24 protein-coding genes and 2 tRNA genes are annotated in these 26,854 nt (G+C 64.7%); 11 read left to right on the plus strand and 15 right to left on the minus strand.

The window, feature by feature from the left end:
* Positions 1-295: 295 nt before the first annotated feature.
* The 5 genes from HZZ13_RS19735 to mobB all read right to left on the minus strand — a co-directional run bounded on the left by HZZ13_RS19735 (position 296) and on the right by mobB (position 5,943).
* Positions 296-2,320 carry a sensor histidine kinase gene (locus HZZ13_RS19735; protein WP_197961202.1) on the minus strand — a complete coding sequence of 675 codons (2,025 nt, stop codon included), beginning with the start codon at positions 2,318-2,320 and terminating at the stop codon, positions 296-298.
* A complete protein-coding gene (locus tag HZZ13_RS19740; protein ID WP_197961203.1) occupies positions 2,313-3,746 on the minus strand; it encodes a sigma-54-dependent transcriptional regulator in 1,434 nt (477 codons plus the stop codon). The genes HZZ13_RS19735 and HZZ13_RS19740 overlap by 8 nt, the downstream gene beginning before the upstream one ends.
* Positions 3,747-3,868: 122 nt before the next feature.
* A complete protein-coding gene (locus tag HZZ13_RS19745) occupies positions 3,869-4,102 on the minus strand; it encodes a sulfurtransferase TusA family protein (RefSeq protein ID WP_197961204.1) in 234 nt (77 codons plus the stop codon).
* 47 nt (positions 4,103-4,149) lie between these two features.
* Entirely contained in the window at positions 4,150-5,406 is a 1,257-nt protein-coding gene (locus HZZ13_RS19750) for a molybdopterin molybdotransferase MoeA (protein ID WP_197961205.1), read from the minus strand.
* 9 nt (positions 5,407-5,415) lie between these two features.
* The gene (gene mobB, locus HZZ13_RS19755) at positions 5,416-5,943 is read right to left on the minus strand and encodes a molybdopterin-guanine dinucleotide biosynthesis protein B (protein ID WP_197961206.1); all 528 of its coding nucleotides are present in this window, start codon (positions 5,941-5,943) and stop codon (positions 5,416-5,418) included.
* A gap of 107 nt (positions 5,944-6,050) precedes the next feature.
* Between mobB and fdhD the strand changes: the two genes are divergently transcribed.
* The 3 genes from fdhD to HZZ13_RS19770 all read left to right on the plus strand — a co-directional run bounded on the left by fdhD (position 6,051) and on the right by HZZ13_RS19770 (position 7,897).
* The gene (gene fdhD / locus HZZ13_RS19760) at positions 6,051-6,941 is read left to right on the plus strand and encodes a formate dehydrogenase accessory sulfurtransferase FdhD (protein ID WP_197961207.1); all 891 of its coding nucleotides are present in this window, start codon (positions 6,051-6,053) and stop codon (positions 6,939-6,941) included.
* Position 6,942: 1 nt separating this feature from the next.
* Positions 6,943-7,578: a molybdenum cofactor guanylyltransferase MobA gene (gene mobA / locus HZZ13_RS19765; RefSeq protein ID WP_197961296.1), complete on the plus strand. Its 636-nt coding sequence runs from the start codon at positions 6,943-6,945 to the stop codon at positions 7,576-7,578.
* Positions 7,579-7,660: 82 nt separating this feature from the next.
* Positions 7,661-7,897, plus strand: coding sequence for a hypothetical protein (locus tag HZZ13_RS19770; RefSeq protein WP_197961208.1), 237 nt, complete (start codon positions 7,661-7,663; stop codon positions 7,895-7,897).
* A 12-nt stretch (positions 7,898-7,909) separates the two neighbouring features.
* Here HZZ13_RS19770 and HZZ13_RS19775 read toward each other — a convergent pair whose 3' ends face one another.
* Genes HZZ13_RS19775 through HZZ13_RS19785 form a run of 3 tightly spaced genes read right to left on the minus strand, consistent with a single transcriptional unit; the run spans position 7,910 to position 11,860 of the window.
* Complete coding sequence (locus HZZ13_RS19775; RefSeq protein WP_197961209.1) at positions 7,910-9,859, minus strand: molybdopterin biosynthesis protein; 1,950 nt, start codon at positions 9,857-9,859, stop codon at positions 7,910-7,912.
* 13 nt (positions 9,860-9,872) lie between these two features.
* Positions 9,873-10,979: a molybdopterin-binding protein gene (locus HZZ13_RS19780; protein WP_197961210.1), complete on the minus strand. Its 1,107-nt coding sequence runs from the start codon at positions 10,977-10,979 to the stop codon at positions 9,873-9,875.
* A gap of 53 nt (positions 10,980-11,032) precedes the next feature.
* Positions 11,033-11,860, minus strand: a complete 828-nt coding sequence (locus HZZ13_RS19785; protein WP_197961211.1) for an ABC transporter substrate-binding protein — start codon at positions 11,858-11,860, stop codon at positions 11,033-11,035.
* A 281-nt stretch (positions 11,861-12,141) separates the two neighbouring features.
* On the opposite strand from HZZ13_RS19785, the gene HZZ13_RS19790 reads away from it, so the two are divergent.
* The 4 genes from HZZ13_RS19790 (at position 12,142) to HZZ13_RS19805 (ending at position 15,894) form a co-directional block, all read left to right on the plus strand.
* The gene (locus HZZ13_RS19790; RefSeq protein WP_197961212.1) at positions 12,142-13,035 is read left to right on the plus strand and encodes a substrate-binding domain-containing protein; all 894 of its coding nucleotides are present in this window, start codon (positions 12,142-12,144) and stop codon (positions 13,033-13,035) included.
* A 103-nt stretch (positions 13,036-13,138) separates the two neighbouring features.
* Positions 13,139-14,353: an ABC transporter substrate-binding protein gene (locus HZZ13_RS19795; RefSeq protein ID WP_197961213.1), complete on the plus strand. Its 1,215-nt coding sequence runs from the start codon at positions 13,139-13,141 to the stop codon at positions 14,351-14,353.
* 149 nt (positions 14,354-14,502) lie between these two features.
* Positions 14,503-15,477 (plus strand): Bug family tripartite tricarboxylate transporter substrate binding protein, encoded by a 975-nt coding sequence (locus HZZ13_RS19800; protein ID WP_197961214.1) that lies wholly within the window; start codon positions 14,503-14,505, stop codon positions 15,475-15,477.
* 341 nt (positions 15,478-15,818) lie between these two features.
* Positions 15,819-15,894, plus strand: a tRNA-Ile gene (locus HZZ13_RS19805).
* Positions 15,895-15,911: 17 nt separating this feature from the next.
* On the opposite strand, the gene HZZ13_RS19810 is transcribed toward HZZ13_RS19805, so the two are convergent.
* Positions 15,912-17,162, minus strand: a complete 1,251-nt coding sequence (locus HZZ13_RS19810) for a tyrosine-type recombinase/integrase (RefSeq protein WP_197961215.1) — start codon at positions 17,160-17,162, stop codon at positions 15,912-15,914.
* A 192-nt stretch (positions 17,163-17,354) separates the two neighbouring features.
* The gene (locus HZZ13_RS19815; protein ID WP_197961216.1) at positions 17,355-17,618 is read right to left on the minus strand and encodes a hypothetical protein; all 264 of its coding nucleotides are present in this window, start codon (positions 17,616-17,618) and stop codon (positions 17,355-17,357) included.
* A gap of 85 nt (positions 17,619-17,703) precedes the next feature.
* Here HZZ13_RS19815 and HZZ13_RS19820 point away from each other — a divergent pair, with 85 nt between their 5' ends.
* Complete coding sequence (locus HZZ13_RS19820) at positions 17,704-17,982, plus strand: helix-turn-helix transcriptional regulator (RefSeq protein ID WP_197961217.1); 279 nt, start codon at positions 17,704-17,706, stop codon at positions 17,980-17,982.
* Between the two features lie 76 nt (positions 17,983-18,058).
* Positions 18,059-18,997: a tyrosine-type recombinase/integrase gene (locus HZZ13_RS19825; RefSeq protein ID WP_246504486.1), complete on the plus strand. Its 939-nt coding sequence runs from the start codon at positions 18,059-18,061 to the stop codon at positions 18,995-18,997.
* Between the two features lie 202 nt (positions 18,998-19,199).
* Here the strand turns inward: HZZ13_RS19825 and HZZ13_RS19830 are convergent.
* The 5 genes from HZZ13_RS19830 to HZZ13_RS19850 all read right to left on the minus strand — a co-directional run bounded on the left by HZZ13_RS19830 (position 19,200) and on the right by HZZ13_RS19850 (position 24,015).
* Positions 19,200-19,275: transfer RNA gene (locus tag HZZ13_RS19830), tRNA-Lys, on the minus strand.
* A 166-nt stretch (positions 19,276-19,441) separates the two neighbouring features.
* The gene (locus tag HZZ13_RS19835; RefSeq protein ID WP_197961219.1) at positions 19,442-20,050 is read right to left on the minus strand and encodes a Spy/CpxP family protein refolding chaperone; all 609 of its coding nucleotides are present in this window, start codon (positions 20,048-20,050) and stop codon (positions 19,442-19,444) included.
* Between the two features lie 198 nt (positions 20,051-20,248).
* Positions 20,249-21,253: a TRAP transporter substrate-binding protein gene (locus HZZ13_RS19840; protein ID WP_197961220.1), complete on the minus strand. Its 1,005-nt coding sequence runs from the start codon at positions 21,251-21,253 to the stop codon at positions 20,249-20,251.
* 227 nt (positions 21,254-21,480) lie between these two features.
* On the minus strand, positions 21,481-23,043 hold the full coding sequence (locus tag HZZ13_RS19845; RefSeq protein WP_197961221.1) for a 2-isopropylmalate synthase: 1,563 nt from the start codon (positions 23,041-23,043) through the stop codon (positions 21,481-21,483).
* Between the two features lie 702 nt (positions 23,044-23,745).
* Positions 23,746-24,015 carry a hypothetical protein gene (locus HZZ13_RS19850; protein WP_210349407.1) on the minus strand — a complete coding sequence of 90 codons (270 nt, stop codon included), beginning with the start codon at positions 24,013-24,015 and terminating at the stop codon, positions 23,746-23,748.
* Between the two features lie 212 nt (positions 24,016-24,227).
* Between HZZ13_RS19850 and HZZ13_RS19855 the strand changes: the two genes are divergently transcribed.
* Positions 24,228-25,445, plus strand: coding sequence for an SMP-30/gluconolactonase/LRE family protein (locus HZZ13_RS19855; protein ID WP_197961223.1), 1,218 nt, complete (start codon positions 24,228-24,230; stop codon positions 25,443-25,445).
* Between the two features lie 221 nt (positions 25,446-25,666).
* The gene (locus tag HZZ13_RS19860; RefSeq protein ID WP_246504487.1) at positions 25,667-26,851 is read left to right on the plus strand and encodes a calcium-binding protein; all 1,185 of its coding nucleotides are present in this window, start codon (positions 25,667-25,669) and stop codon (positions 26,849-26,851) included.
* Positions 26,852-26,854: the final 3 nt, after the last annotated feature.

Raw genomic sequence — 26,854 nt, forward strand, 5'->3', positions numbered from 1 at the left:
CGGTCGCGCGCGTGCCTTTCCGGCCGCGCATGACAGGTCGGACTTCATGCCGAAGCGGATCGTCTGGTGCGCATCGCCCATGTGCGCCGAGCAAGCTGCCGACGGCGGGGGATGTCCCTTCGCCCCGCAAGCAGCATTGCCGTGACGGCTATCGCGCCCTCATCCCCCTCAACACCCTGTCGTGAGATGAGCAACGCACGTGCCAGAAGTCGCATCGTGACGATTCAACGACTTCCCGCAACGCAATATAGTGCAGAGGACAGAATGTCCTGAAGCCCTCGGACAAAATGTCCAATCAGGTCGCTTCCGGCAGCCACACCGTGAATGTGCTTCCGGAGCCGACGCGGCTTTCGGCGGTGATCTGTCCGCCCTGGCGCTTGATCAGCGTCTGGCTGATGGAAAGGCCGAGCCCGGTGCCTTGCCGCCGCTTCGTGGTGTAGAAGGGATCGAAGATCTTTTCGACCACCTCGGCGCTCATGCCGATGCCGGTATCGGTGACTTCGATAGCGACGCCTTGCTGGCCGTCGCGCTCGGCATCGAAGGAGCGGAGCGTCAGGATGCCGCCTTCCGGCATGGCGTGAATCGCGTTGACGATGAGATTGACCAGGACCTGCTGCAGCTCGTTGCGGTTCATCAGCACGAGGCGGTCGGCTCGGTCGTCCCTGACCACGGCGATCTCGGTCTTGTTGAGAAGATGCTGCACCAGCGGCAGACAGTCGGAGACGACGCTGGCCGGCGCATGGCGCTCGACATAGCCGGCATATTCCTCCGGCCTTGCGAACTGCAACAGCTTGGTCACGATCTGGCTGATGCGGTGAATCTGCTCGTCGAGCAGGCGAAACTCGACCTTGGCCTTGTCGGCATCGGCCCCGAACACGCTGCGGATGACGTCGAGATTGCCCTGCATCACCGCGATCGGATTGTTGATCTCGTGCGCGACGCCGGCGGTGATCTCGCCGATCGCCGCCAGCTTCTCGGACATGATGAGCTGCTTGGTCGTGGCCTCGAGCTTGAGATTGGCGTGCTCGAGGTCGCGGGTGCGCTCCCGCACGCGGACGTTCAGCTCCTCATTCCATTCCCGCAGCTGTCGGTCGCGTTCTTGGATCTGGTCGAGCAGACTGTCGAGATGAATTGCGACGCGGCCGATCTCGTCGCTAGATACGGGCATGCTGGTGCGGGCGGACAGATTCCCGCGCTCCACCTCGGTGATCGTCGCCGTGACGCGCTCCAGCGGCATGAAGATCGAGCTGGCCCAGCGCAGGAAGATCGGCACGGTCGCGGCGGTGATGATGATGAACGCCGCGATGATGATCACCAATGTCTGGTATTTGGCTTCGCTGAACGGCTTCTCCAGGAAGCCGACATAGAGCATGCCGACCCGCTTGCCGTAGCTGTCGACCAGCGGCTCGTAGGCGGAGATGTACCAGTCGTTGACCACGAAAGCGCTGTCGAGCCAGGTGCGTCCCTCGCCCAGCACGGCCGAGCGCACCGCCGCCGACACGCGCGTGCCGAGCGCGCGCCGTCCCTCGAACAGACGGACATTGGTCGATATCCGCACATCGTCCAGGAACAGCGTCGCGGTGCCCTGGCTGCCTTCGGGCAGGCTCGCGGCGCGATAAACCAGATCGTTGATCGTGTCGATGAATTCGAGATTCTGGTTGAGCAGGGTGCCGCCGACCAGCACCGCGGCGCCGCCGCCAGGCAGCATCGCCCGGCTCGCCGCGTGCACGACCATGCCGCGCGTCTCCACGCTGCGGTCGGTCGGCACCGCGTTCGGGGTCGGCACGAGGTCCAATCGCGCGCGCTCGGCGAGGGCCGGCGAGATGGCGGCGAGCTCGTCATTGCCGAAGATGTCGACGCCCGTCGCAGAGGCTTGGCCCGACAGCGCCGCGGCGATGATCGGCCAGTCGCTTCGTGGTCGGTGCTGCAGCGGCGGCGATGAGGCCAGGACGTCGCCGCGATCGTTGGTGAGATACAGGAAATCGAGACCGATCTCCTTGCGGGTCTCCTCGAGCAGCTCCCGCAAGGAGTCGCGCGCATCCGGCGCCAGCACCTCGTGGAAGCGGGCCGACAGGCTGAGCGCCCGGAGCTGAACGCCGGTCTTTTCCAGGATGCGGGCGAGATATTGGTGGGCGATGGTGAGATCGCCGTTCACCTTGGAGATCAGGGTCGCGTCGAATTTCGCGTTCCAGCGATAGATCGCAACGCCGAGCAGAAGCGGCAGGATGACCAGCATCGGCAGCAGCGCGATCGCGAGCAGCCGGAAGCGGACCGAGCGCCGCCGGACTGGCTCGCCGCTGCGGCCGGCCGCATCAGACATTCCACAACGCGCATTTGCGGTCGATGGTCTTGCGCGAGATACCGAGGCGCCGCGCCGCCTCCTCGCGATTGCCGTTGACCTCCTTCAGCACGCCGAGAATGTGCCGGCGCTCGAGCTCGGCGAGGCTGTCGGCAGGCGCCGACTGACCCTCGTTGCGGGAACCGGCGAAATCGTCGGGGAAGGCGCCGAGGATCAGCGTGCGCTCGATCAGATTGCGCAGCTCGCGCACATTGCCCGGCCAGTCATAGCTTGCGAGCGCCGCCCGCACGGAGGCGTCGATCGGCACCGGCGGCATACCGAGCTGGACCGAGAGCTTGCTCATGAAGATGGCGGCAAGCTCCAGCACGTCGTCGCCGCGATCCTTCAGCAGCGGCAGGCGAATCTGCATCACGTTGAGCCGGTAGAACAGATCGGCGCGGAAACGGCCCTTCTCGACCTCCTTCTGCAGCTCGGCATTGGTCGCGAAGATGAAGCGCAGATCGACCGGAACCTCGCGCTCGGAGCCAACCGGGCGGACGCGGCGGTCTTCGAGCACGCGGAGCAGCTTGCTCTGCATCGGCAGCGGCAGCTCCCCGATCTCGTCGAGGAACAGCGTACCGCCATGCGCATACAGGAACAGGCCCTCGCGCCCCGAATCGGCGCCGGTGAAGGCGCCCTTGATGTGCCCGAACAGCTCGGCCTCGATCATGTCGGGCGGGATCGCCGCGCAATTCACGGGCACGAACGGCTTGTCGGCGCGGTCGGACAGCGAGTGGATCGAGCGCGCCGCCACTTCCTTGCCGGTGCCGGATTCGCCGGTGAGGAGGACAGAGGTCGGCAGGCCGGCGACGCGGGCGATGGTCTCGCGCACGCGCAGCGTCGCAGCCGATTGCCCGACCAGATTGTCGCGCAGGAACGTGCGGTCCGACGAGGCGCGCAAGGCATAGCGCAGGACATAGTTCTCGCGCTGGAGGCGGACTCGATCGAGGCATCGTGCCACCGCGTTGAGGATCTGGTTGGAACGGAACGGCTTGAGCACGAAATCGGCCGCACCGGCGCGCAGAGCCTGGATCGCGGTGTCGAGGTCGGCATAGGCGGTGATCAGGATCGCGTCGGCGAAAAAGCCGACGGCGCGCTGCTCGGCGAGCCAATCGACGCCGTTCTTGCCCGGCATGATGTTGTCGAGAATGACGACGTCGTAGCGGTTGGAATCGAGCTTGCGCGAGGCCTGGTCGGTGTCGGCCGCCTCGTCCACCAGCTTGCAGCGCGGCGCAAGCGTGCGCACCAGGAAGTTGCGCATGCCCGGCTCGTCATCGACGATCAGGATGGAGGCCTGCGCCAGCGCGCTGAACTCCGGCCCTGCAGCCGTCTTGCTAGGCTTAACGGCAGGCTCGCGGCCCGCCGCGGGACCTGCGGCTGCGCTTGCCCTCGATGTTGAGAAAGTCATGCCCGATGTCTTGAATTGATCATTCACGAGAGGGTCGGCACCTTTCGCATTGCAGCGAAGCTCCGACCGTTTCCCCACGGATGCAGCATAGTGGAAGGCCGCCGCCGTGAACATTCGCCTTTCTACGGGGCGTCGCCCTTTTCGACCAGGAACACGATGCGCGTCTCGTTGCGCTCGGTGATCTCGACCTTGTCGCCGGTCTCGCGGATCAGATTGGGGATGTCGATCACCGAGAGCGGATCTGTGCAGTGAACTTCGAGCTGGTCCCCTGCCTTGAGCGGCTTGAGCGCCTTGCGGGTCTTGAGGGCCGGTAGCGGGCATTTCAGCCCGGTGAGATCGAGTGTCGTCCTGGTCATGGCCGCACCATGGCGAGGTGGAACGGCCGCGTCAACGTGAGGAGGCATCAGATCAGGCTGGCGTAGGGCAAGAAGCCGACGTCCTGCCCCGGCTCGACATTCGTGATGTCCTCGCCGAGCTCGACGAGGCCATCGGTCTCGACCAGCGAGGACAAGAGCCCGGCCCCCTCGCGCGGGAACTTGATCGCCTCGAGCCCGCCGTCCTGCGCGCGCCGCAGCGAGGCGCGCACATATTCGCGCCGGCCGGCCTTCTTCTTGTAGGTGAACGCCGCGCGCAGCGGGATCGGCAAGAGCGGCTCCGGCAAGGCGCCCGACAGCGCCAACACCGTCGGTCGCACCACGTGGACGAATGTCACGAAGCTCGCGACGGGATTGCCGGGCAGTCCGATCAGCGGTGTGCCGTCGATGATGCCCATCGCCACGGGACGACCCGGCTTGATCGCCATCCGCCACAGCACCAGCGAGCCGATGCTCTCCACGGCCGCCTTGACGTGGTCCTCCTCCCCGGTCGAGACGCCGCCGGTGGTGAGAATGAGGTCATGGTCGCCCGCAACCTGCTTCAGACCGCTCGCCAGCGAAATTCGCTCGTCGCGCAGAATGCCGAGATCGCTGACCTCGCAGCCGAGCCGCCGCAGCATCGCCATCAGCATGAAGCGATTGGAATCGAACAATTGCGAGGCGGCACGCGGCTCGCCGGGCGAGGCGAGCTCGTCGCCGGTCGAGAACACGGCGACACGGATGCGCCTGACGACGTCGAGCCTTGTCAGGCCGAACGCGGCGGCAAGGGCGACATGTTGCGGCCGCAGGCGCTGGCCGGCGCGGAGCGCGACCTGACCTTGCGCAATGTCCTCGCCTGCGGGCCGGACATTGGCGCCCAGCTTCAGCCCCGGCGGCAGCACGATCCTGCCGGACTCATCGATGCGGACGTCCTCCTGCATGAAGACGGTGTCCGCGTCCGGCGGCATCGGCGCGCCGGTGAAGACGCGCGCGGTGTGGCCGGGCTTGATCGGTGCTTGCGCAAGTCCGCCGGCTTGGATGCGGCCGTCGAGCGGGAACGCCCGCTCTGTGCTTGCCGGAAGGTCGGCGTTGCGCACGGCGTAACCGTCGACGGCGGAGTTGGTGAACGGCGGCAGCGGCAAAGGCGCGGCGACATCGCCCGCGAGCACGCGCCCGTCGGCATCGACCAGCGCCACCGTCTCGAGATCGACGATCGCGTTGACGCGCGTCGTGATGAGGCCGACGGCTTCGTCGACCGACATCATCGGGCCGCCGAAGGCAAAGCAATCGTCCGACAGTTGCGCCATGGTGCCTCGTCAGCGTATCGCGGCGCTTCTCGCCAAAGCTTCCTCGACCGGCATCGCCGCCCGTAGCATCAATGCCGCGACAGCCGCGATATCGTCGAGATGGACAGTCGGGAGCCTCGTGTCAATCGCGACGTCGGTCGCAATCCCGGCAATTCCGGGATCGTCCGGAAACAGCAGCGGCTTGCCGTTGGCGGCACGATGCACCTCGATCTTGCGATGCGGCTCCCGCTTGAAGCCCTCGACCACGACAAGATCGACCGCGGAGAGCTTGTCGAGCAGCTCCGGCAGCCGCGGCTCCGCCGCCCCGCGCAGCTCATGCATCAGCGCCCAGCGTTTCGACGAAGCGACCAGCACCTCCGCCGCGCCGGCCTCGCGATGGCGCCAGGAATCCTTGCCGGGCACGTCCACGTCGAACTGGTGATGCGCATGCTTGATCACAGAGACGCGCAGGCCTTGCGCGTTGAAATGCGGGATCAGCCGCGTCAACAGCGTGGTCTTGCCCGCACCGCTCCAGCCTGCAAGGCCGATGACTTTCATCGTAACTCGATCTCCGCCGGCCGCACGACGCGGCCGGAACCGCCTTCTCCATCGTCTTGAACATGCTTATATCGGGTTGACCCGAATGTCATGCTAACGTCGCCGCCATGATGAAGATCGACAAAGCCCCGGTGCCCCTGATCGTCCCCAATCCGGACGACCCGCGCCTGACCCAGAGCGTGACCGGCACCGATCAGACCGGCGCCAGGGTCGAGATCAAGGTGCCGATGGAGCGGCCGCTGACGCTCTATTTGAACGCGCAGGAGATCGTCACCATGATGACGATCGGCGACTATCCGGAATATCTGGCGCTCGGCTATCTGCTGAACCAGAACATGCTGAAATATAACGACGTGGTCACCGAGGTCGAGTATGACGACGACCTCCAGGTGGTGGTCGTGCGCACCGAGCACCACACCAATTTCGAGGCAAAGCTGAAGAAGCGCACGCAGACCTCCGGTTGCGCGCAGGGCACCGCCTTCGGCGACCTCTTGGAGGCGGTCGAGAGCGTCGCCCTGCCCAAGGCGGAGCTGCGCACCTCCTGGCTCTACCAGATGACGCAGACCATCAACACCATGCCCTCGCTTTATCTGGAAGCGGGTGCGATCCACGGCTGCGTGCTCTGCAAGGAGGGCACCCCCCTCTGCTACACCGAGGACGTCGGCCGCCACAACGCCGTCGACAAGATCGCGGGCTGGATGTACCGCCACGGCGTCGACGCTTCCGACAAGATCCTCTACACCACGGGACGCCTCACCTCGGAGATGGTGATCAAGACCGTCCGCATGGGCATTCCGATCCTGGTGTCGCGCTCCGGCTTCACCGCCTGGGGTGTCGATCTCGCACGGCAGGTCGGCCTGACGCTGGTCGGACGCACCCGCGGAAAGCGCTTCATCGCGCTCGCAGGCGAAGAGCGCATCGTCTACGACCAGAACCTCGCTTATGTCGAAGAAGAGTCGGCCAAGCACAAGCGCAAGGGTGAAGGCGGTGACGACTGACATGTCCGCGGCGCGTGTTCCGCCGACTCTTGGGGTGCTGCTTGCCGGCGGGCTCGCGCGGCGCATGGGCGGCGGCGACAAGCCGATGCGCACCATCGGCGGCCGCACCATTCTGGAACGCGTGATCGCGCGCCTTTCGCCCCAGTGCAGCGGGCTGATCCTCAACGCCAACGGCGATCCCGCCCGCTTTGCCGCGTTCGGCTTGCAGGTGGTCGCCGATGATGTGCCCGGCTTCCCCGGTCCCCTCGCCGGCATCCTCGCCGCGCTCGACTGGGCCGCGGCGAACCGGCCGGAGATCGAATGGGTGCTCAGCGCCGCCGGCGACTGCCCGTTCCTGCCGCGCGACCTCGTCGCGCGCCTGCATGAGGCGCGGAGCCGCGAGAACGCGCAGCTTGCGGTCGCCGCATCAGGCGCGCAGTCACATCCGGTGATCGGCCTGTGGCGCGTCGCCTTGCGCGCGGAGCTGCGCCACGCGCTCGTGGCCGAAGACCTCCGCAAGATCGACCGCTGGACCGCGCGCTATCCGCTCGCGACGGTGACCTGGCCGAGCGAGCCGCTCGATCCGTTCTTCAATGCCAACACGGTCGAGGACATTGCCGAGGCCGAACGGCTGGCGGCGCTGGATGACGCCTCTTAAGCCGGTGCGCCGAGCTGTTGGCCGTGAACCCGACCGAGCACGGGAGCGACCAATAATTGGTACGTTGCCGCCGGGATGAACCATGGCCGACTCTCTCTTGGATGTCGTTTTCGATGTCGTCGATCTCGCGCTCGATGTTTCGGATGTGATCGATCGCACGAAGCAGCTGAGCAAGCCTGACCTCGTCGAGGTCCCGCCCGACCCGAAGCCGTTGCCGGCCCCCGCGCAGCGTGCGCTGGCCGAGGCCGAGGAACGGGAGCGCAAGCGCGAGCAATCCGATCAGGCCCCCAGCGCCACCGATCAGGCGTCGCAACCGTAGATCAGCTGATATCTATGCAGGCCGGAAACCCGCGCGCTCGAGTGCGGCGCGCGCTGCGTGCGAGCCCAGCGCATCGAGAAAGGCCCGCACGCCCGGACGTTCTTTGCGCGCGGTCACCAGCGCGAAATCGTAATGCTCTTCGGCCAGCGGAATGAAATCCAGGCCGACGGCGTGGGCGACCGGGGCGATAGTCATGCCCCAATCGGCGCGGTGCTGCGCGACGGCCGCCGCCACCGCATTGTGGGAACGCGGCTGGTTCCAGTAGCCTTCCGGACGCGCGCCGCCGAGCAGCCGATCGATCAGGATGCGCGTGCCGGCGCCCTGGTTGCGGTTGACCATGATGCAGGCGGGGTCGGCGAGCGCTGCGGCAACGGCATCCTTTGCGCTCAGGCCCTCGAAACGTTTGTCGCCCTTGCGGAAGACGATGCCCTGCATCCGCCGCCAGCCGGCGACGAGTTCGAGTCCTTCGACGAGATAGGGCGTGTTGTAGGTCTCGCTGCGATCGTCAAACAGATGGATCGGGGCGAGATCGCATTCGCCACGCTTTGCCGCCGCCAATCCTCCGAGGCTGCCGACCGCGATCGAGCGCACGGTGAGACCAGCATGCGCGAGCTGTGCCGTGACGAGATCGAGGCCGGTGCAATGGCTGCCGACGATGACGAGATCGGGCACGCGTACATGCGGCGTGAACAGCGTCACCTCGGTCTCGGTCCCGGCCGGCATCTGGTCGGCCAGTGCGTCGATGCGCAGAAAGCCGTCCGCCTGGGCAAAGGACGTGATCGCACCAGAGCCCTTGCCGGAGGGATAGGCGATGAGGCCCTCCCTGCCCTGGACCAGCGAAACCATGACGAATTCGGTGCGGCCGAGCTCGGAGGCGATGCGCACCGGCACGGTCGCGTTCACCTTGGCATCGGAGCGCGGCGGCAGTCCGGCCATCCTGCGCAGCACCGGCACGATCATGTCGTGGAAGGTAAACATCGCCGAGGTCGGAAAGCCCGGTAGGATCACGACCGGCTTGCCGTCGCACACCGCAAGGCACAACGGCTTGCCGGGCTTGAGCGCGACGCCATGCGCAATGATGCCGGGTGCGCCGAGCCGGCCGATGATGCGATGAGAGAGGTCGCCCGCGCCTTTCGAGGTGCCGCCCGAGAGCACCAGCATGTCGGCTTCCGCAAGCGCGTTGCGCATGGCGGTTTCGAGCCTGGCTTCGTCGTCCGGAACGGCGCCGACGAAGGCGGCCTCGCCACCGTTTTCGTCGATCGCTGCCGCGACGATGGCGCCGTTGGTATCGTAGATCTCGGCAGGCGCGAGCACTTGGCCGGGCTGCACCAGTTCGTCGCCGGTGGAGATCACGGCAACCCGCGGTCTGCGCGCGACATTCACCTCGGGGATGCCGCAAGCCGCCAGCATGCCGATCTCACGCGAGCCGATGATGGTGCCGGCGCGCAGCAGCGCCTCGCCGCGCGCGATGTCGGAGCCGGCATACGAGACGAATTGCCCCGGCGAGACGGCGCGACGGACATCGATGGCATCCTGGCCGGCCGGCTGGGTGTGCTCGACCATGACCACGGCATCGGCGCCGCGCGGCAATGGACCTCCGGTGGCGATCGTCGTTGCGGTTCCGGCCGCCACCTGCAGCGTCGGCGCGGTCCCGCAATGAATGGTCTCGCTATTCAGTGCAAGGCGCACGGGCGCGCCCTCGCCGGCTGCCGCAAGGTCTGCGGAGCGCACGGCAAAGCCGTCGACATTGGAGCGGTCGAACGGCGGCACGTCGATCGGCGCCGTGATATCTCCGGCGAGGACAGCGCCCAGCGCGGCTGCGAGCTTGCGCGTTTCGGTGCAGCGCGCGCGCGGGAACAAGGCCGCCTCGAAGCGCGCCAAGGCCTCCTCGCGCGTCAGGACCTTGAGGAACTGCTCCTGCTCGATCGCGCTGCGGTCCGGTGGCTTCGGGATCATCGTCATGCCAGAACCCTTATCACGCCCGCATCAGATACGCATCGATCGACGTACCTGCCGCAAATCCCTCGTCGCTGGCGGAAATGAGCAGCCATGCGTCCGCACGGGCGATGGCCTGAAGCGGCCATTCGCCCACGGCAAGCGGCATCCAGGCACGATGTTCCTCAGCCAGCAAAGCGATCTCCGTGACGCCGACGCTGGAGGCGATTTTTCGCGCAAGCGGCAGCGACACCTTTCGACGCGGTCGACGCGCCGACAGACGGTCGACGAGCGGCAGCACGAGTACAAGCCAAGTTGCAAGCGCATGATCGGGCGAGCCGGGCAAGGCGATGACGGGAACCCGCCCCAGCCGGCCGACCGCGGCGGTGCGTCCGGGCTGGAGCGCAAGGCCGTGCGCCATCACCTCGCCGCGCCGGGCGAGGGCCGCGATGGCGGCGTCCTGGCGGCCGACGCCGCTCCCGCCGATGGTCAGCAGAACATCGCAGGAGGACGCATCTAGCGCATCGGCAATCGACGCTTCATCGCGCGCACGCGCCCGGCGCGTTTCCACATCCAGTCCCGCTGCGTGCGCGATCCCAGCAATCGTCTGCGCCGTGACCGTTCCACTCGGCACATCGATGATGCGCAGCCGCGGCCGCCTCACGGCAAGTTTCTCCACGCCCGCCACGCGCGCCAGCAGCAGGTCCGCCGCGCCGATGGGACGGCCCGCGGCCGCCACGGCCATGCGCGCGGCAATGTCGCTGCCGGCGCGCCTGACACCCTGCCCCGGCGCGCCCTCTGCGAGCACCTGAGCAAGCGGCCCCGAGGTTTCCACGGCGTCGGCATCGAGCACGCAGTCGCACCCCGCCGGCATCGCCTCGCCCGCCTCGACCCATGTGGGGGCCATTGCCAGCTGCACAGGCGCGTAAGCGGACGCCCCGACGAGATCGTTGGCAGAGAGCGCCCAACCGTCCACCGCCGCAATGTCGCGCGAAGGAGAGGCGGCAAGCGGCGGCGCACCCGCCGCGATGCAGCCGATGGCGTCCGCCAGCTTCACCTCCACCGGCGCGACGGGATCAACGCCGCGCAGCAGCGCGGCGAGCGCGGTGTCGAGCGGCGTGAGCGAGGGTGGCAGGCGCTGGGTCATGCGCCATGAGGACCATGCATCGTCCGGTTTGGCAACCGCCGGCGGTGCCGGCTTCAGCCGCCCGACCGGTCCGAATTGGGGAAGAACAATTGCTGCCCGTCCACCTTGTAGCCGGCGATCGCCGCCTGCCCCTCCGGCGAGGTCAGCCAGTCGACGAAGGTCTGCGCGAGGTCCTTCTTCACGTTCGGGAACTTCGCAGGGTTCACCAGCATCACGCCATATTGGTTGAGCAGCCGCCGGTCGCCTTCGACGACGATGTCGAGATCGCCGCGATCGACGAAGGCGACCCAGCTGCCGCGATCCGCCAGCACATAGGCATTGGCGGCGCGCGCGGCCTCGAGCGCCGCGGCCATGCCGGGCCCGGCCTCGCGATACCAGGCGCCCTTGGCGCCGGCAATGTCGATGCCGGCGACGATCCAAAGCGCGAGCTCCGCGGCATGAGTGCCCGACCGATCGCCGCGCGTCACGAACGGGGAGCCCTTGGCTTCGATCGCCTTCAGCGCCGTCGCGATGTCCTTGCCCTTCACGCCCGCGAGATCGCTCTTCGGCCCGATCAGCACATAGTCGCTATACATCACGTCGTAGCGCTTCACGCCAAAGCCGTCGGCAACGAACTTCTCCTCCTGAGGCCGCGCGTGCATCAGCACGACGTCGACCTCGCCCCGCCGCGCTCCATCGAGCACCTCGTCGGCGCGCCGCGCGATCACGGTGACGTCGATGCCGGTCCTGTCGCGGAAGATCGGCAGCAGATAGTCGAGCAGGCCGGACTCCTGCGTCGCCGTCGTCGAGGCGAGGACGATGCTGCGGTCCTCCGCGGACGAAGCCGCAACGCTCGCGGCAAGGCCGCACAGAAGCGCAAGTGCAACGGACAGGCGGCCCATGATCGGGTTCCCTCAGGTGTGACGCGATCAATGATGATGATCGATTGCGCCGCACTCGTGACGCGATTTTGCACTGCCGGCCGGGAAATTTCGGCAACTTCGTCGAGACGCACCGCGCGCGATCTCTTCAGGATCGTTCACCAAAGCGGAAATCGCGCGTGCGGATGTGTTGCAAAGCAGCGAGATGATCGGGCATGGTTCCCCGCGACAAAAATCTGAAATGCAGAATTCCACCTGCGTCGGAAGTCAAAAAGAAGCAAGAATTTGCATAGGAATGCAGGATGGAATTCCTGACCACCAGCGAAGCCGCCGACTACCTTCGGCTCGGCGAACGCAAGCTTTACGAGCTCGTCACCACCGGTGCGATCCCCTGCAGCAAGGTGACGGGGAAATGGCTCTTCCCACGGCACGAGCTCGACCTCTGGGTCCTGTCGGGCCTCGCGCGCCCCTCCGGAATGCTGATCGCTGAGCCGCCGCCGGTGGTCGGCGGCAGCCAGGACGAACTGCTCGTTTGGAGTTTGCGCGAGTCCGGCTCGGGGCTCGGATCGATGAGCGAGGGCAGCGCGCGCGGGCTCGAGCGCCTGCAGCGCAATGAGGTGATGGCGGCCGCGGTGCACTTCCACGCCTTGGACGCCGCCGACAATCTCGCCGGCGATGCCAGTATCGAAGCGCTGCGGACCACGCCGGACCTGCATGATGCGGTGCTGGTCGCGTTCGTGCGCCGCGAAGAAGGTCTCGTGCTGCCACACGGCAATCCCAAGCACCTGCACGGCCTGACCGACGTGCTCGCAACCGGCGCCCGGATGGCGATGCGGCAACAGGGCACGGGCGCGCAGATGCTGCTCGACGTGCTGCTGAAGCGCGCGGGCGCCTCGATGCGGGACTTGCGCCGGATCGAGACGCCGGCGCTGACCGGCCCGGATCTCGCCGAGCTGGTTCGCGCCGGCGAGGCCGATTGCGGCATCGCGACGCGCGCGGCGGCGCGCTCGGCCGGTCTCGATTTCGTGCCGCTGGTCTGGGAGAATTTCGATCTTGCGATGCGGCAGCGCAGCTATTTCCGCCCCGCCATGCAGGCCTTGCTCCGCTTTCTGAACGAGCGGCGGCTGCGCCAGCGCGCGGAGGAGCTGACCGGCTACGATGCCTCCCCTGCAGGACTGATCCGCTTCGCAGCCTGACATTGACGCCAGCCCCCTCATAGTTGCAAAAGAAACCAATTCGGCCGGGCCATACCCGGAACAAGCAACACCGGCCAACGAGCCGGATCAGGGGAGGAGAAACGTGAACCCAATCGGATTTGGAGTGCGGGTCGCGGCCGCCTTGCTGGCGGCCCTGCTGTCCGGCGCGGCGTCGGCGCAAGTTTCCGACGACGTCGTCAAGATCGGCGTGCTCACCGATATGAACGGCCCGGCCTCGGCGCCGACCGGCCAGGGCTCGGTGACCGCGGCGCAAATGGCGATCGACGATTTCGGCGGCAAGGTGCTGGGCAAGCCGATCAGCGTCGTGGTCGGCGACCACCAGCTCAAGGCCGACATCGGCGCTTCGCTGGCGCGGCGCTGGTTCGATGTCGAGCAGGTCGACCTGATCGTCGACGTGCCGGTCTCGGCGGTCGGGCTCGCGGTGCAGAACATCGCCAACGAGAAGAAGCGGCTGTTCATCACCCACTCCACCGGCACCGCGGATTTCCACGGCAAGTTCTGTTCGCCCTACGCCATCCAATGGGTGTTCGACACCCGCGCGCTCGCGGTCGGCACCGCGGACGCCGTGGTCAAGCGCGGCGGCGACAGCTGGTTCTTCATCACCGACGACTACGCCTTCGGCCATTCGCTGGAGCGCGACGCCTCCGCCGTCGTCACCGCCAATGGCGGCAAGGTGCTGGGCTCGGTGCGGCCGCCGCTGGCAACGCCGGACCTCTCCTCCTTCGTGCTGCAGGCGCAGGCCTCCAAGGCCAAGATCATCGGCATTGCCGCAGGTCCCCCCAACAACATGAACGAGATCAAGACCGGCGCCGAATTCGGCGTGTTCAAGGGCGGCCAGCAGATGGCGGCGCTGCTGGCGCTGATCACCGACATCCACGGCCTCGGCCTGCAGGCGGCGCAAGGCCTGCTGCTCACCACCTCATTCTACTGGGACATGGACGACAAGACCCGCGAATGGTCGAAGCGCTATTTCGCGAAGATGAACCGGATGCCGACGATGTGGCAGGCCGGCGTCTATTCCAGCGTGATGCATTATCTCAACGCCATCAAGGAGACCGGCACCGACGATCCGCTGAAGGTGGCCGCCAAGATGCGCGAGAAGCCGATCGAGGATTTCTTCGCCCGCAACGGCAAGCTTCGCGAGGACAATCTGATGGTGCACGACCTCTGGCTGGTGCAGGTGAAGACGCCGGAGGAGAGCAAATATCCGTGGGACTATTACAAGATCCTGACGACCATCTCCGGCGACAAGGCGTTCGGCCCGCCGGACCCGGCGTGTGCGATGGTGAAGAAGTGAGATTGGCGAGTGGCGAATGGGGAATGGCGAATGGGATCCGATTCCATTCGCTATTCGCAACTCGCCATTCGCGACTTGCGGCGATGTAGGCAGCGAGGCGTTTTTGTGAAAGCATGCCGCGCAACGACAATAGAACAACGGGAGGTGTCATGTTGCGAATTTTGCGTCACGGTGTTTTCGGCCTCGCCGTCCTCTTCGGTCTTTTCAGCGCCACCCCTCCCGCCTCCGCCGCCTATCCCGACCGCCCCGTGCACTGGCTGATCGGCTTTTCCGCGGGCGGGCCGGTCGACATCGTGGCGCGGATCATGGCGCAGTGGCTGTCGGACCGGTTCGGCCAGCAATTCATCGTCGAGAACCGCACCGGCTCGGGCGGCAACATCGCCGCCGCGGCCGCGATCAGCTCGCCGCCGGACGGCTACACGCTGCTGTTCGTCGCGCCCAACAACGCGATCTCGACCTCGCTCTACAAGAAGCTGCCGTTCGACTTCCTGCGCGACACTGTGCCGGTGGCCAGCATCATGCAGCTCACCAACATGCTGGTCGTCTCCAACGCGTTTCCGCCGAAGACGGTCCAGGAGTTCATCGATTATTGCAAGGCCAATCCCGGCAAGATCACCTACGCCTCCTCCGGCAACGGCACCTCGGTGCACATGTCGGCCGAGCTGTTCAAGGCGATGACGAAGTGCGACATGGTGCACGTGCCCTATCGCGGCTCGGCGGTCGCCTTCCCCGACATCATCTCCAACAAGGTGCAGCTGATCTTCGACAACCTGCCCTCGGCGATGGAGCAGGTGAAGGGCGGCAACGTCCGCGCGCTTGGGGTGACCTCGCCGCAGCGCTGGCCGAGCGTGCCCGACGTGCCCGCGATCGCCGAGACCGTGCCGGGCTTCGAATCGGTCGGCTTCTACGGCATCTCCGCGCCGAAGGGCACCCCAAACGAGGTGATCGAGATCCTCAACAAGGCCGTCGGCGAGGCGCTGAAGGACCCGAAGCTGGTGGCGCGGCTCACCGAAGTCGGCGGCCTGCCCAAGCCGATGACGCCGGCCGAGTTCGGCAAGCTGGTCGCGGACGAAACCGAGAAGTGGCGCAAGGTGGTCGAGTTCGCCGGGGTCTCGGTGGACTAGGGCGGCGGCCCCGCCGCCGAGCCCGCACGACATTCGAGGGGGCCGACAGGCCCTCTCAAACAAAAAGTGCGAAAACAACCCCATGCACAGTAGACGAGGCCAGTGATTTCAATGGGTTACCTAGCCCCAAAAAACAGACGGAGCTCCGCAAAGGCCGTTTGCTTCGTCGGGCAAAACAGGGTTATACAGGCAACATCGGAAAATTTCGGTTATTCGCAAATGTCCCATGATGCCGTGACGGCGTTCCCGCCCGCGAGAGCCAGCATTGCACCCCCGCCTCAGGCCCTGTAAACGAACCGCGCACCGTTGCTGGCCGCTCATGAAGCGGCCGCCTCGCGGCGGGGCCTGTAGCTCAATGGTTAGAGCCGGCCGCTCATAACGGTCTGGTTGCAGGTTCGAGTCCTGCCGGGCCCACCAATAGAATCAGCAACTTATCAGACCCCGTTTCGTCTGATCGGAATCACCGCACCAGAAACCGCACCAGATACGACCCCTTTTCGTTCGCCGGCGGGATCGCGCTTGGCGATTTTCTCGACGGCGTCGGACAAATAGTCGGGATGGTGATGGCCGTACGTGTTGAGCAGAACCTCAAGCGACATTCCGAGATAGCCTGCCGCCTGCCAAGGATCTGCCCCTCTCTGCATCAGCCAAGTAGCCGCCGTGTGGCGCAGAGTGTGAGGCGAGATGCCCGGACCAAGCCCTGCAAGCCTCACAGCACTCTTGAACGCCGTTTTGACCGAGGTGATGGGCCTTCCGTTGTACTCGACGAAATGCTTCGCCTCTGGATCAATCCGGTGCCAGCGCCGCAGATGAGCTAGCAAGCGAAAGGGGATTGGCACCGTCGGTTGCCGCTTGTTGGTTTTGGCGCTGCCCTGTTTCAGACGGTAGTAGCGGCCGCGCTCCAGGTCTACATAGGAGCGACCGATCGCCGGAATGGGAGACGCGGCTGCAATAGCTCCCGCACGGGTTCCGCTGTAGATGCCCAACAAAATGAACCGCGCAAGATGGCGAAGGGGACGCTTGCTTGTGGGGACCTTCACGTCCTCCATCGGACGGCGCGAGCCTTTTTGCATTTCGCGATAGCGCCAGCAGGTCCAAACCAATTTGGCCGCATCGCTGCGCGTCAGCCACTTGTCTCGCGGTTGCCCCTTCTCCGGCAGCGACACCTTCACGATTTCCCGATGATATCCCTCGGCTGCATGGTGACCGATGGCAGCGCGGAGGTCTTCCAGGTCTCTGCGCGCGCCTCCCCTTTTGCCGCGCTTCTTGGCGTACGAGCGACATGCCTCCCCATTTACCTCGCCCAGCATTTTTGCTCCCCCCCACTCGTTCAACCGTTCGATCCGCTTCTTGAACTTGCGGATATCGGGGATGGTATCTTCGCTCTCGCTATCGACATTGAAACGGCCCCGAAGCTTGTCCAACTGCGCGTCCAAATAAATCGAGAGGACATCCGCAATAGCGATATCGTCTATGTGGCGAATTCGTCGCTTTGGGGTGTGTTTAGAGTCTATGTAGTCTCTTAGCTTTTGCTCCGCGGCCGCAATCTCATTTGCAGCGCAGCCTGTGCTGACATCCCGGCCGTTGTCTCTGATGATCCAGGTTGCCTGGTGGCTGATCTTCCCGCCCTTGTTTCGGCGGGCGGCCTTGAGCTGAAGTCGGGCCCCCTTGCTTCTTCGCGGCATAGCTCTCGCATCCGTTCGATATGAGCCAGCGTTGTAAAATCCTTGCCAGCAACCTTCTCGATAACCAATCGATTACGATCGCGCTCACGACGCAAACCCGCGACCGTCATTCCTCCTAAAGGAAACGCGATCTTCACGGCATCAGCAAGGCGAAGAGGGGTATCAGGTGTAATTTCAGGTTGCACTCGATCCTCAGACCTGTAAACCGCCCGCGCTCGTGCGCCAGCACCACAGGACCAGCGATCGAGACCAAAGCAGCTCAACACCAAGAACGCCGCGCGCGACGCTGATCAGACGCGGGCACAAAACTCCGAAAAGCAGTGCTTCATAATCTTTTGGAAGCTTGTCCAGATTTCGAGGGCCTTCACTCTTGCCGCGTGCCGCATCATTTTCCACAGCCAAGTCCGTGATCATGCGCGCACACTGACCGAATTCCACGCCAGGCTGGCCGAACATACGACAGCCGATCCCACACTCTTTGTTCGGCCGCATTTTCGGGTTTGATCGAAATACGGCGCCATTCACAGCAGTGGAGCACAGTGTGACCGAGCCCCGTGGCATTTCGAAAAAACAAGCTGCGGCTTACGCTGGCTGCGAGTCGCTTTCGGCGTTCAACGAATGGATTCGACGCGGAATTATGCCTAAACCGATTCCCGGAACACGCAAATGGGATAGAAAAGCTATTGACGCGGCCCTTGACCGGCTATCTGGTTTACAGCCTAAGATTGAAGCTCAACTAACACCATACGACGCATGGAAGGCTTCCCAGAATGCGAGTGCGGCTGAAAGGGATCAACTGGTCCATAAAAAAGCTCGCTGACGGTACATCGAAGACCTACTGGTACGCTTGGAAAGGAGGCCCGCGCATTGACGCGGAACCCGGCACACCGGAGTTTATGCGCCTCTACAACGAAGCAGCGTCGTCGTACACAACGAAGAATGCCGAGACGTTTAGCTCGCTCATTGACTACTTCAAGGACTGTAGCGAGTACAAAGATCTCGGCGACAAGAGTAAGCGCGCTTACGATGGATATCTCAAGCTCGTCGAGGCCAAGTTTGGATCGATGCCAATCGGCGCTCTCGAAGACAAGCGCGCGAGGGGTGACTTCAAAGAGTTTCGTGATTCATTCTCCGATACGCCGCGCAAGGCGGACTACGTTTGGACAACGATTGCGCGTGTTCTGTCCGTTGCGAAAGATCGCGGCAAGATCGCAGTGAACGTTTGCGAGCGCGGCGGGCGGCTTTACGACTCTGACCGATCGGAGATCGTGTGGAGCGCCGAGGACATCCGGGCCTTCTGCAGCGTTGCGTCCGTTGAGCTGCAGGCCGCTCTACTGCTTGCACTGTGGACGGGCCAGCGCCAAGGGGACCTGCTGCGCCTAACTTGGAAGGACTACGATGGCACGTACATCCGGATGCGTCAGTCTAAGGGACGCGGCAGCAAGGGCAGGCGCCGTGTAACCATACCGGTAGGGCCGCCGCTTAAGGGAGCGCTTGATGCTGCGCTCAAGGAAAAGCGCTCTGCAGTGACTATTTTGGTCAATTCGTTCGGACGGCCCTGGACGGAGGACGGCTTCAGGACGAGCTGGGACAAGGCCTTTAAGAAAACGTCCTTGAAGGACCTGCACTTCCATGATTTGCGCGGCACTGCTGTTACGCGTCTCGCGCTATCCAACTGCTCGGTGCCGGAGATCGCCTCGATCACCGGCCACTCGATGAAGACCGTGCAGGAGATCCTGGACGCGCACTACCTGGGTGGCCGGCTCGAACTCGCGGAGTCAGCGATCAAAAAGCTGAGCGAAGTGTACGGGCAGGAACAACAGATTGGGATGTGAATCGATTCCAGGTGAAGGCGTCCTCGGTCGCCCAAGCTCCTGCGTGAGAGAGTGCTCCACGCCGCCGCGGAAACAAGCTAGCCGCTGCGGTGACGCGCAGCCATCCCGCCATCGGCGTACGGATAATGAACAGATTTCTCAAACCGGACGTCAAACCGAATGGTCCGTTCTGACGCGCACTGCTGTAAGTGCTTGATTTGCTTGGTGGGCGCACCAGGGCTCGAACCTGGGACCCGCTGATTAAGAGTCAGCTGCTCTACCAACTGAGCTATGCGCCCGAAAGGCGGTCAAGGCCTTGCGAGGCCGGTCGTTTAGCAAAGCGATCCGGGTCTGGCAAGCGATCGGACGCAAGTTTTCCAAGGTCTCGTCCACAGGCTCGGAAATGCGAAAAGCCGCTGGATTCCAGCGGCTTCGCCAGGGTTCACGGCGCGAGAACCGGTCCATTCAGAGCCGGCCCTCCCGGTCCCGGTCGGGACCGCCGTCACGGTCGAAGCGGTCATGGTGGAAGTGGTCCATGCCCCGTTCCATCATGCGGTCCATGCGCTCCATGAAATGGTGGTGGCGCGGGCCGTCCTCGCCGCCGCCGAACGGGCCGCGGTGCCGGGTCAGCACGGCGAGGCGCCGCTTCTGGCCCTCGTCGAGGGTCTTGTAGAGCGGATCGGCGGCATCGGCGATCTTTTTCAGGGCGGCGGAGCTGGCGCCCATGTCCTCGGCCCGCTGGCGCAGGCGGGCGATCGGATCGTCCGGCCTGTCGGAATCCCGCGACGCGTCTCCCGGCCCGGCATTCATCCGCGCATTGGCACGGTCGATGCGCAGCTTGGCGAACTCCCGCACCGCCGCCTCGACCGGCGGCCACAGCTTCTCCTGTTCGGCGTTGAGCTTCAAGCCGGCATGGACGGCGGCGATCCGCGCATCGACGAAGGCGGCACGGTCCTCGGGGTTCATGCGGATATGGCGGACGTGCTCCATCCACGGGCGATGAAATTGGGCATAGACCGCGCCCGAGCCGGCGATGCTGAGCACGGCAATGGCGGCGATGGTGAATTTCTTCATCCTGACCTCCTCCGGAAGGATGCCCGTAAGGATGAGCGCGAGGAGGCTGAGGCGCAACTTACAACTTGGACAGGAAGCGCGCTCTTTTCAGGGATGTAACCGCCGTGAATGCCCGTTCAGATGCAAACCGAAATGATTTGCAGCAAAAAGGGGCTTCCGTGCGGTGCGCGGAAGCCCCTCCTTGGCCGCCCGTGGCGGTCAGTTCGTCGTGCTCTTGGCTTCCTTCAGGAACTCGTCGATCAGCGCCTGGCCGACGCGGCCGGCGGCATCCTTGTAGACCGGCTCCATCGCCTTGCGCATCGCCTCGTCCTGCTCGGCCGTGAGCTTGATGATCTCGCTCTTACCGCTCTTCTTGATCTCGGCGAGCGCGTCGTCGTTCTCCTTCTGCGACTGTGCGTTGCTGAAGTCGGTCGCTTCCTTCATCGCCTTGGTCAGCTGGTCGCGGATGTCGGCGGGCAGATCGTCCCAGAACTTCTTGTTCACGATCACGACATAGCCGATGTAGCCGTGATTGGTCTCGGTGATGTACTTCTGCACCTCGTGCATCTTCTGGGTATAGATGTTCGACCAGGTGTTCTCCTGGCCGTCCACGACGCCGGTCTGCAGCGCCTGGTACACTTCCGAGAATGCCATGACCTGCGGCAGCGAGCCGAGCGCCTTGAACTGGGCCTGCAGCACGCGCGAGGACTGGATGCGGAATTTGACGCCCTGGTAGTCCGCGGGCGTGATCAGCTTCTTGTTCGCGCTCATCTGCTTGAAGCCGTTGTCCCAATAGGCAAGGCCGGTGATGCCCTTAGGCTCGAGCAGCTTGAGCAGCTTGGTGCCGAGCGGCCCTCCCGTCACCCTCCGCAGCGTCTTGATGTCAGGGAGGATATACGGCAGATCGAATACCTCGAACTCGCGGATGCCGAGCGGCCCGAACTTGGAGTTGGACGGCGCCAGCATCTGCACACTGCCGAGCTGCAGCGCCTCGAGCTCTTCCTTGTCCTTGTAGAGCGTCGAGTTCGGATAGACCTCGACCTTCACCTTGCCGCCGGTATACTTCTCCGCAAGCTCCTTGAATTTCTCCGCGCCCTTGCCCTTCGGCGTGTCGGTGGCGACGACGTGGCTGAATTTGATGATGATCGGTGATTGGGCCAGTGCCGGCCAGGTCAAGCCAAGTGCCAGAGCCGCGATGGACACGGCGATCGCCAAGGTGCGCATAGTCTCTCCCTGTTGTTCGTTTGGGCCCCCGGCGGTGCCGGGTAGCCAATCTTATGCCGGCTGCATCAATAGCGGCTCGCCTACAAAGCCGCTATTGTCCCTTAGCAGGGCAGCTGTTCACCACCACAACCGGCGTCATTCCGGGATGGTCCGAAGGACCAGACCCGGAATCTCGAGATTCCGGGTTCGATGCCTTCGCATCGCCCCGGAATGACGAACTTCGTTCGTCAGCTCGCCGCGGCGGTCGTCACCGTGTCGCGCTGGCGCTTCATGACGATCTTGTTGAGCGCGCCGAGATAGGCCTTGGCCGAAGCCACCAGCGTATCCGGATCCGCCGCGCGCGCCGTCATCGAGCGGCCGTCCTGCGCCAGCCGCACCGACACTTCCGCCTGCGCGTCGGTGCCTTCGGTCACGGCGTGGACCTGGTACAGCTCGAGCTTGGCTTCGTGCGGCACGAGGCGCTTGATGCAGTTGAACACGGCGTCGACCGGGCCGTTGCCTTCGGCCTCCTCGATTCTAATCTGGCCGTCGACGTCGAGCTTCATGGTCGCGCGCTGCGGGCCGTGGGTGCCGGCGATCACGGTCAGCGAGGTCAGCTTGATGCGATCGTGCGAGGCCGCCATTTCCTCGTCGACCAGCGCCTCGATGTCCTCGTCGTAGATGTCCTTCTTGCGGTCGGCCAGCGCCTTCATCCGCGTGAACGCATCTTCCAGCTGGTTCGGACCGAGCTTGTAGCCCATCTCCTCCAGCTTGTGCACGAAGGCGTGGCGTCCCGAATGCTTGCCGAGCACCAGCGAGGACTGCTTCAGGCCGACCATCTCGGGGCGCATGATCTCGTAGGTCGAAGCGTCTTTCAGCACGCCGTCCTGATGGATGCCGCTCTCATGCGCGAAGGCGTTCCGGCCGACGATCGCCTTGTTGTACTGAACCGGGAACGAGGTCGCCGCCGACACCAGCTTCGAGGCGCGGGTCAGCTGCGTCGTGTCGATCTTGTTCCAGTACGGGAATTTGTCGTTGCGCACGTTGATCGCCATCACGATCTCTTCGAGCGCGGCATTGCCGGCGCGCTCGCCGATGCCGTTGATGGTGCACTCGACCTGGCGCGCGCCGCCAGTGATGCCGGCCAGCGAGTTGGCAACCGCCATGCCGAGATCGTTATGGCAGTGCACGGAGAACACCGCCTTGTCGGAGTTCGGCACGCGCTCGATCAGCGTCCTCATGAAGTGGGTATATTCCTCCGGCACCGTATAACCGACGGTGTCGGGGATGTTCACCGTGGTGGCGCCGGCCTTGATCACGGCCTCGACGATGCGGCACAAAAAGTCCATCTCGCTGCGGGTGCCGTCTTCCGCCGACCATTCGACGTCGTCGATCTGGTTGCGGGCGCGCGCGACCATGGCGACCGAGGTCTCGATCACCTGCTCCGGGGTCTTGTTCAGCTTCACGCGCATGTGCAGCGGCGAGGTCGCGATCACGGTGTGGACGCGGCCGCGCTTGGCGAACTTCACGGCCTCGGCACAGCGGTCGATGTCGGCGGGATGGGCGCGCGACAGGCCGGCGATCACCGAATTCTTGGAGCGGCGTGCGATCTCGCTGACCGCCTGAAAGTCGCCTTCGGAGGTGATCGGGAAGCCGGCCTCGATGACGTCGACGCCCATATCGTCCAGGAGTTCGGCGACCTCGAGCTTCTCCTCGAAGGTCATGGTGGCGCCGGGGCACTGCTCGCCGTCGCGCAGCGTGGTGTCGAAAATGATGACGCGGTCCTTCTCGGACTTGTTCACGGTGGCCATTCCTAGATTTCCTTTTGAGCGTTTGCGCCGTTCATTCCTTGGCGCTTGAGGTGTCCGGTGATCTCGACCAACCCCTGAGCGCCCAGGCGCATGGCGCCCAGCCGGCCCTCAGGGGCAAGTAAGAAGAAGGCCGCCAATCAGGAGGGTGGGCAGCAGTGCAGCCGGGATCGCGGCGGCGGCCAGAGCCACCTCCCCCGAAATTCCCTCGATTTGGCCGCGAATCAGCATTGCCGGACCCTGTTGAGCCTCAAAATCCTCGGTCAAAACCGTTGACGGTTGGTTGCCGGGAGGCCCGATACGGCCGTTTCTAGACGAGAAATGACCGCAACTGCAACGCCAAAAGATGGTCAGGGTGACTGACCTGGTTGGGGCTCGCCACTCCGTGTCCCGGACGCGCTGCAGCGCGTAAGCGATGCTGGACCCAGGAGCGGCTCGGCATGCATCGAGATGGGCCCCGGCTCTGCAGCGCACCACCCCGGACGATGCTCCGCATCGTCGGGCCGCTGCGCTGCGTCCGGGGCACGCGAGCGGAGTGTGGGGCGCGCGCGCTCCCGTCATTGCGAGGAGCGGCACACGGTCTCCGACCGGCACTCATATCAATGGGTAGAGCGCAGCGAAACCCATCGCGCATTTGTCTCGCGGAAACATGATGGGTTTTGCAAGCGCTCCACCCATCAGCGTCCACACCACGAGAAGCGCACCCTATCCCGCACGGCGGGCGCGGGCCCTGCTCTCCCAGCGATCCAGCATCTGGCCGAGCTCGCCGGTGACCGCGGGGATGGCCGTAATGGCGCTCGAAATCTCATTGGTGTTGGCCGGCGCGTTGGCCGTCAGCCATTCCGGCTCGGCATATTCGCGCCAGCGGCGGGCTTCCGCGCGTCGCTTATTGGAGATGTAGTCACGCGTGAAATAGCCGGCCGCGAATGCGATCCCGAGCAATACGATCAAGATGATGACGCCAGCCACGTTCAACTCCGTTCACCGCCCCCTGACGGTTCTGCGTGGCAATCGGCGCGAAATCATGGCTTCGACACGCATGTTCGTGGCGCATTCGAATATGACGACATTGCGGCCTGCGATCGCGCGGAGAGTTCTATTCCGCTCTCGCAACCGACCTCGGACCGCATTAACCTCCAGTTGCTCGGCCGGATCAACCGGCCAGCGAATGCAAAAGGGAGGACGTGATGACACGCCAAGAACAGCGTGCGCAGGATGATGCGCTTTCACGACGAACACTGGTCCGGGGGCTGGCGCTCGGCGCCGCGGCCACGCTGGCGGGCCCCGCGCTGGCCCAGACCGGGCCCGCCGCACCGCCGACGACGATCACGACGCCGCCGCGCGATTTCGGCCCGGGCGGCGCGCCGACGACCTATTTCTGGGATCCCGACATCATCGCGGTCGATCCGTCCTTCAACGATCTCGCGCAGCCCAACACCGCGATCAAGCGTCTCTACACGGGGCTGCTCTGGGCCGAAGGCCCGGCGTGGAGTGCGCAGGGCCGCTATCTCTTGTGGAGCGACATTCCCAACAACCGGCAGATGCGCTGGACCGAGGACGACGGCCGCGTCAGCGTGTTCCGCTCGCCCTCCAACAATTCCAACGGCAACTCGTTCGACTTCCAGGGCCGCCAGCTCTCCTGCGAGCACCTGACGCGGCGGGTCACGCGCTACGAGCATGACGGCACCGCCACGGTGCTCGCCGATTCCTTCCAGGGCAAGAAGCTGAACTCGCCGAACGACATCGCCGCGCATCCCGACGGCAGCTATTGGTTTACCGATCCGCCCTATGGCGGCCAGCTCTACGAAGGCGAGCCCGACGTCGCGGGCGGCCCGAGCAATGCAGGCGGCAAGCTCAACCCGAGAATTGGACAGCCGGCCGGCTTCGTGCCGGGCAAGCGCGAGCTGCCGACCAATTGCTATCGCATCGATCCCTCTGGCCGCATCGACCTCGTCGTCACCGAGGACCAGGTGCCCGACCCGAACGGGCTCTGCTTCTCGCCCGACTACAAGAAGCTCTACATCGCCTCTACCGGAAAGGGACCGGGCGACAGCGGCCCCGGCGGCAAGGGCGAGATCTTCGTGTTCGACGTCGGCAGCGACAACAAGCTGTCGAACCTGAAGAAGTTCAGCGATTGCGTGATCGACGGCGTGAAGTGCGGACCGGATGGTCTGCGCTGCGACGTCAACGGCAATCTCTGGGCCTCCAGCAATGCCGGACGCGCCGTCGGCTACAGCGGCGTCACGGTATGGTCGCCGGAGGGCAAGCTGCTCGGCCGCATCCGCCTGCCGGAAGTGTGCGGCAACGTCTGCTTCGGCGGTCCCAAGCGCAACCGCCTGTTCATGGCCGCGAGCCAATCGCTCTACGCCGTATACACTGCGACGCAAGGCGCCGGACCGGGCTGAGCGGCACCGTCCCACGAGCGAGCGCGCCGGCGTGAAGCGCCGGCGCGGAGTTAATTTGCGTTTTGTGACGGCACCACGACACGCTGATCGCCGTTTTCCGATCGTCGAGCAAATCTCCGCCATCAAATCAACGAAGATGGGTCGCGCAGCAGAACCGTGGCGCGGCGTGAAAGCATGACGCGATCTCCAGCCAGCCTCGAGCATGAAATGGGAGTTGCGCAATGCGCCGCATGCCAAACGACACCATCATCGTCAGCGTTGGAAGCCAGGAGCTCGTGATCGCGTTCGGAGACCCCGGTCTACAAGCCGACGCCCGCGGCGGCAACGACATCATGATCGCAACGGTCGATGGCGGGCCCAGCAGCCTGCTGTTCGTCGGTGACGAGTCGGTCCTGGAGGGCCGATCGCATGGCGGCAACGACCTTCTCGTCGCGACCGTCCAGGGCCTTCTGACCTATACGTATTTCGACGGAGACGCGCAGATCATGTCCGGCCAAGCCCATGGCGGCAACGACGTGCTGCATGTCGACGCCTCGCGCGCGATCTATGCGAACGTCTATCTCTCGGGCGAGGCCGAAATCGCCATGACCGGCGACGCCAAGGGCGGCAATGACCTCATCACGGCAGAGATGGGCGACAGATCGTATGGTGAGTTCAGCGGCGATGCCGGATCGCTCATGAGCGGCAACGCCCAAGGCGGCAACGACGTCATCAGCGTGGTCCAGGCCGGTCCCTCCGGAAACGTGTCGCTGTCCGGTGATACCTTGATGTCCATGATGGGCGATGCGCGCGGCGGCAATGACATGCTCATCTATACGGTCGCTGTCGACGCGCGGTCCGGCGGCGCATCGCTTTTCGGCGATGGCGGTTACATGAGCGACAATGCCCGCGGCGGAGACGACCTCCTGATCGCAACCGTCGACGGCAATCCCGATTCGATCTCCATCGCGCTCGTCGGCGATGCCTCACTGATGTTCGGCAACGCACAGGGTGGCAACGATATCCTCTCCGGGAGCAATCACGACGATTGGCTTTTTGGCGATGCGCGCACCTACGCCCCCGCCGTGGGTGGCTCGATCGCGGGCGGCCGGGACGTCCTCAACGGCGGCGGCGGCAATGATCAGATCTGGGGCGGACCGAACAACGATCTGTTCGTATTCAACGCGGGTTCGGGCCAGGACGTCATCAACGACTTCGATCAGGGCAACGCGGCTGGGGGCAGCACCGCAGCGGAGCACGATGTCATCGACCTGCAAGATTATGACCTGTCAGGATGGAGCGCGTTGAAGAGCCTGATCGGCGACGACGGCTCCGGCAATGCCGTGATCCACCTGGCGAGCGATGACACGATCACGCTGAACGGGATTCACGCGGCCGATCTGAAGGCCACGGATTTCATCATCTGAACG

The sequence above is a fragment of the Bradyrhizobium agreste genome (assembly GCF_016031625.1).
Lineage (GTDB): Bacteria > Pseudomonadota > Alphaproteobacteria > Rhizobiales > Xanthobacteraceae > Bradyrhizobium > Bradyrhizobium agreste.

Bases quoted from the DNA above. Each gene is read 5' to 3' on its own strand.
- HZZ13_RS19780 (WP_197961210.1), bottom strand. From the start codon at position 10,979: ATGACCCAGCGCCTGCCACCCTCGCTCACGCCGCTCGACACCGCGCTC.
- HZZ13_RS19825 (WP_246504486.1), top strand. From the start codon at position 18,059: ATGCGCCTCTACAACGAAGCAGCGTCGTCGTACACAACGAAGAATGCC.
- HZZ13_RS19810 (WP_197961215.1), bottom strand. From the start codon at position 17,162: ATGCCGCGAAGAAGCAAGGGGGCCCGACTTCAGCTCAAGGCCGCCCGC.
- HZZ13_RS19840 (WP_197961220.1), bottom strand. From the start codon at position 21,253: ATGCGCACCTTGGCGATCGCCGTGTCCATCGCGGCTCTGGCACTTGGC.
- fdhD (WP_197961207.1), top strand. From the start codon at position 6,051: ATGATGAAGATCGACAAAGCCCCGGTGCCCCTGATCGTCCCCAATCCG.
- HZZ13_RS19835 (WP_197961219.1), bottom strand. From the start codon at position 20,050: ATGAAGAAATTCACCATCGCCGCCATTGCCGTGCTCAGCATCGCCGGC.
- HZZ13_RS19815 (WP_197961216.1), bottom strand. From the start codon at position 17,618: ATGTTCGGCCAGCCTGGCGTGGAATTCGGTCAGTGTGCGCGCATGATC.
- HZZ13_RS19800 (WP_197961214.1), top strand. From the start codon at position 14,503: ATGTTGCGAATTTTGCGTCACGGTGTTTTCGGCCTCGCCGTCCTCTTC.
- mobA (WP_197961296.1), top strand. From the start codon at position 6,943: ATGTCCGCGGCGCGTGTTCCGCCGACTCTTGGGGTGCTGCTTGCCGGC.
- HZZ13_RS19740 (WP_197961203.1), bottom strand. From the start codon at position 3,746: ATGACTTTCTCAACATCGAGGGCAAGCGCAGCCGCAGGTCCCGCGGCG.
- HZZ13_RS19855 (WP_197961223.1), top strand. From the start codon at position 24,228: ATGACACGCCAAGAACAGCGTGCGCAGGATGATGCGCTTTCACGACGA.
- HZZ13_RS19845 (WP_197961221.1), bottom strand. From the start codon at position 23,043: ATGGCCACCGTGAACAAGTCCGAGAAGGACCGCGTCATCATTTTCGAC.
- HZZ13_RS19785 (WP_197961211.1), bottom strand. From the start codon at position 11,860: ATGGGCCGCCTGTCCGTTGCACTTGCGCTTCTGTGCGGCCTTGCCGCG.
- HZZ13_RS19860 (WP_246504487.1), top strand. From the start codon at position 25,667: ATGCGCCGCATGCCAAACGACACCATCATCGTCAGCGTTGGAAGCCAG.
- HZZ13_RS19790 (WP_197961212.1), top strand. From the start codon at position 12,142: ATGGAATTCCTGACCACCAGCGAAGCCGCCGACTACCTTCGGCTCGGC.
- HZZ13_RS19775 (WP_197961209.1), bottom strand. From the start codon at position 9,859: ATGACGATGATCCCGAAGCCACCGGACCGCAGCGCGATCGAGCAGGAG.
- HZZ13_RS19750 (WP_197961205.1), bottom strand. From the start codon at position 5,406: ATGGCGCAACTGTCGGACGATTGCTTTGCCTTCGGCGGCCCGATGATG.
- mobB (WP_197961206.1), bottom strand. From the start codon at position 5,943: ATGAAAGTCATCGGCCTTGCAGGCTGGAGCGGTGCGGGCAAGACCACG.
- HZZ13_RS19745 (WP_197961204.1), bottom strand. From the start codon at position 4,102: ATGACCAGGACGACACTCGATCTCACCGGGCTGAAATGCCCGCTACCG.
- HZZ13_RS19770 (WP_197961208.1), top strand. From the start codon at position 7,661: ATGGCCGACTCTCTCTTGGATGTCGTTTTCGATGTCGTCGATCTCGCG.
- HZZ13_RS19735 (WP_197961202.1), bottom strand. From the start codon at position 2,320: ATGTCTGATGCGGCCGGCCGCAGCGGCGAGCCAGTCCGGCGGCGCTCG.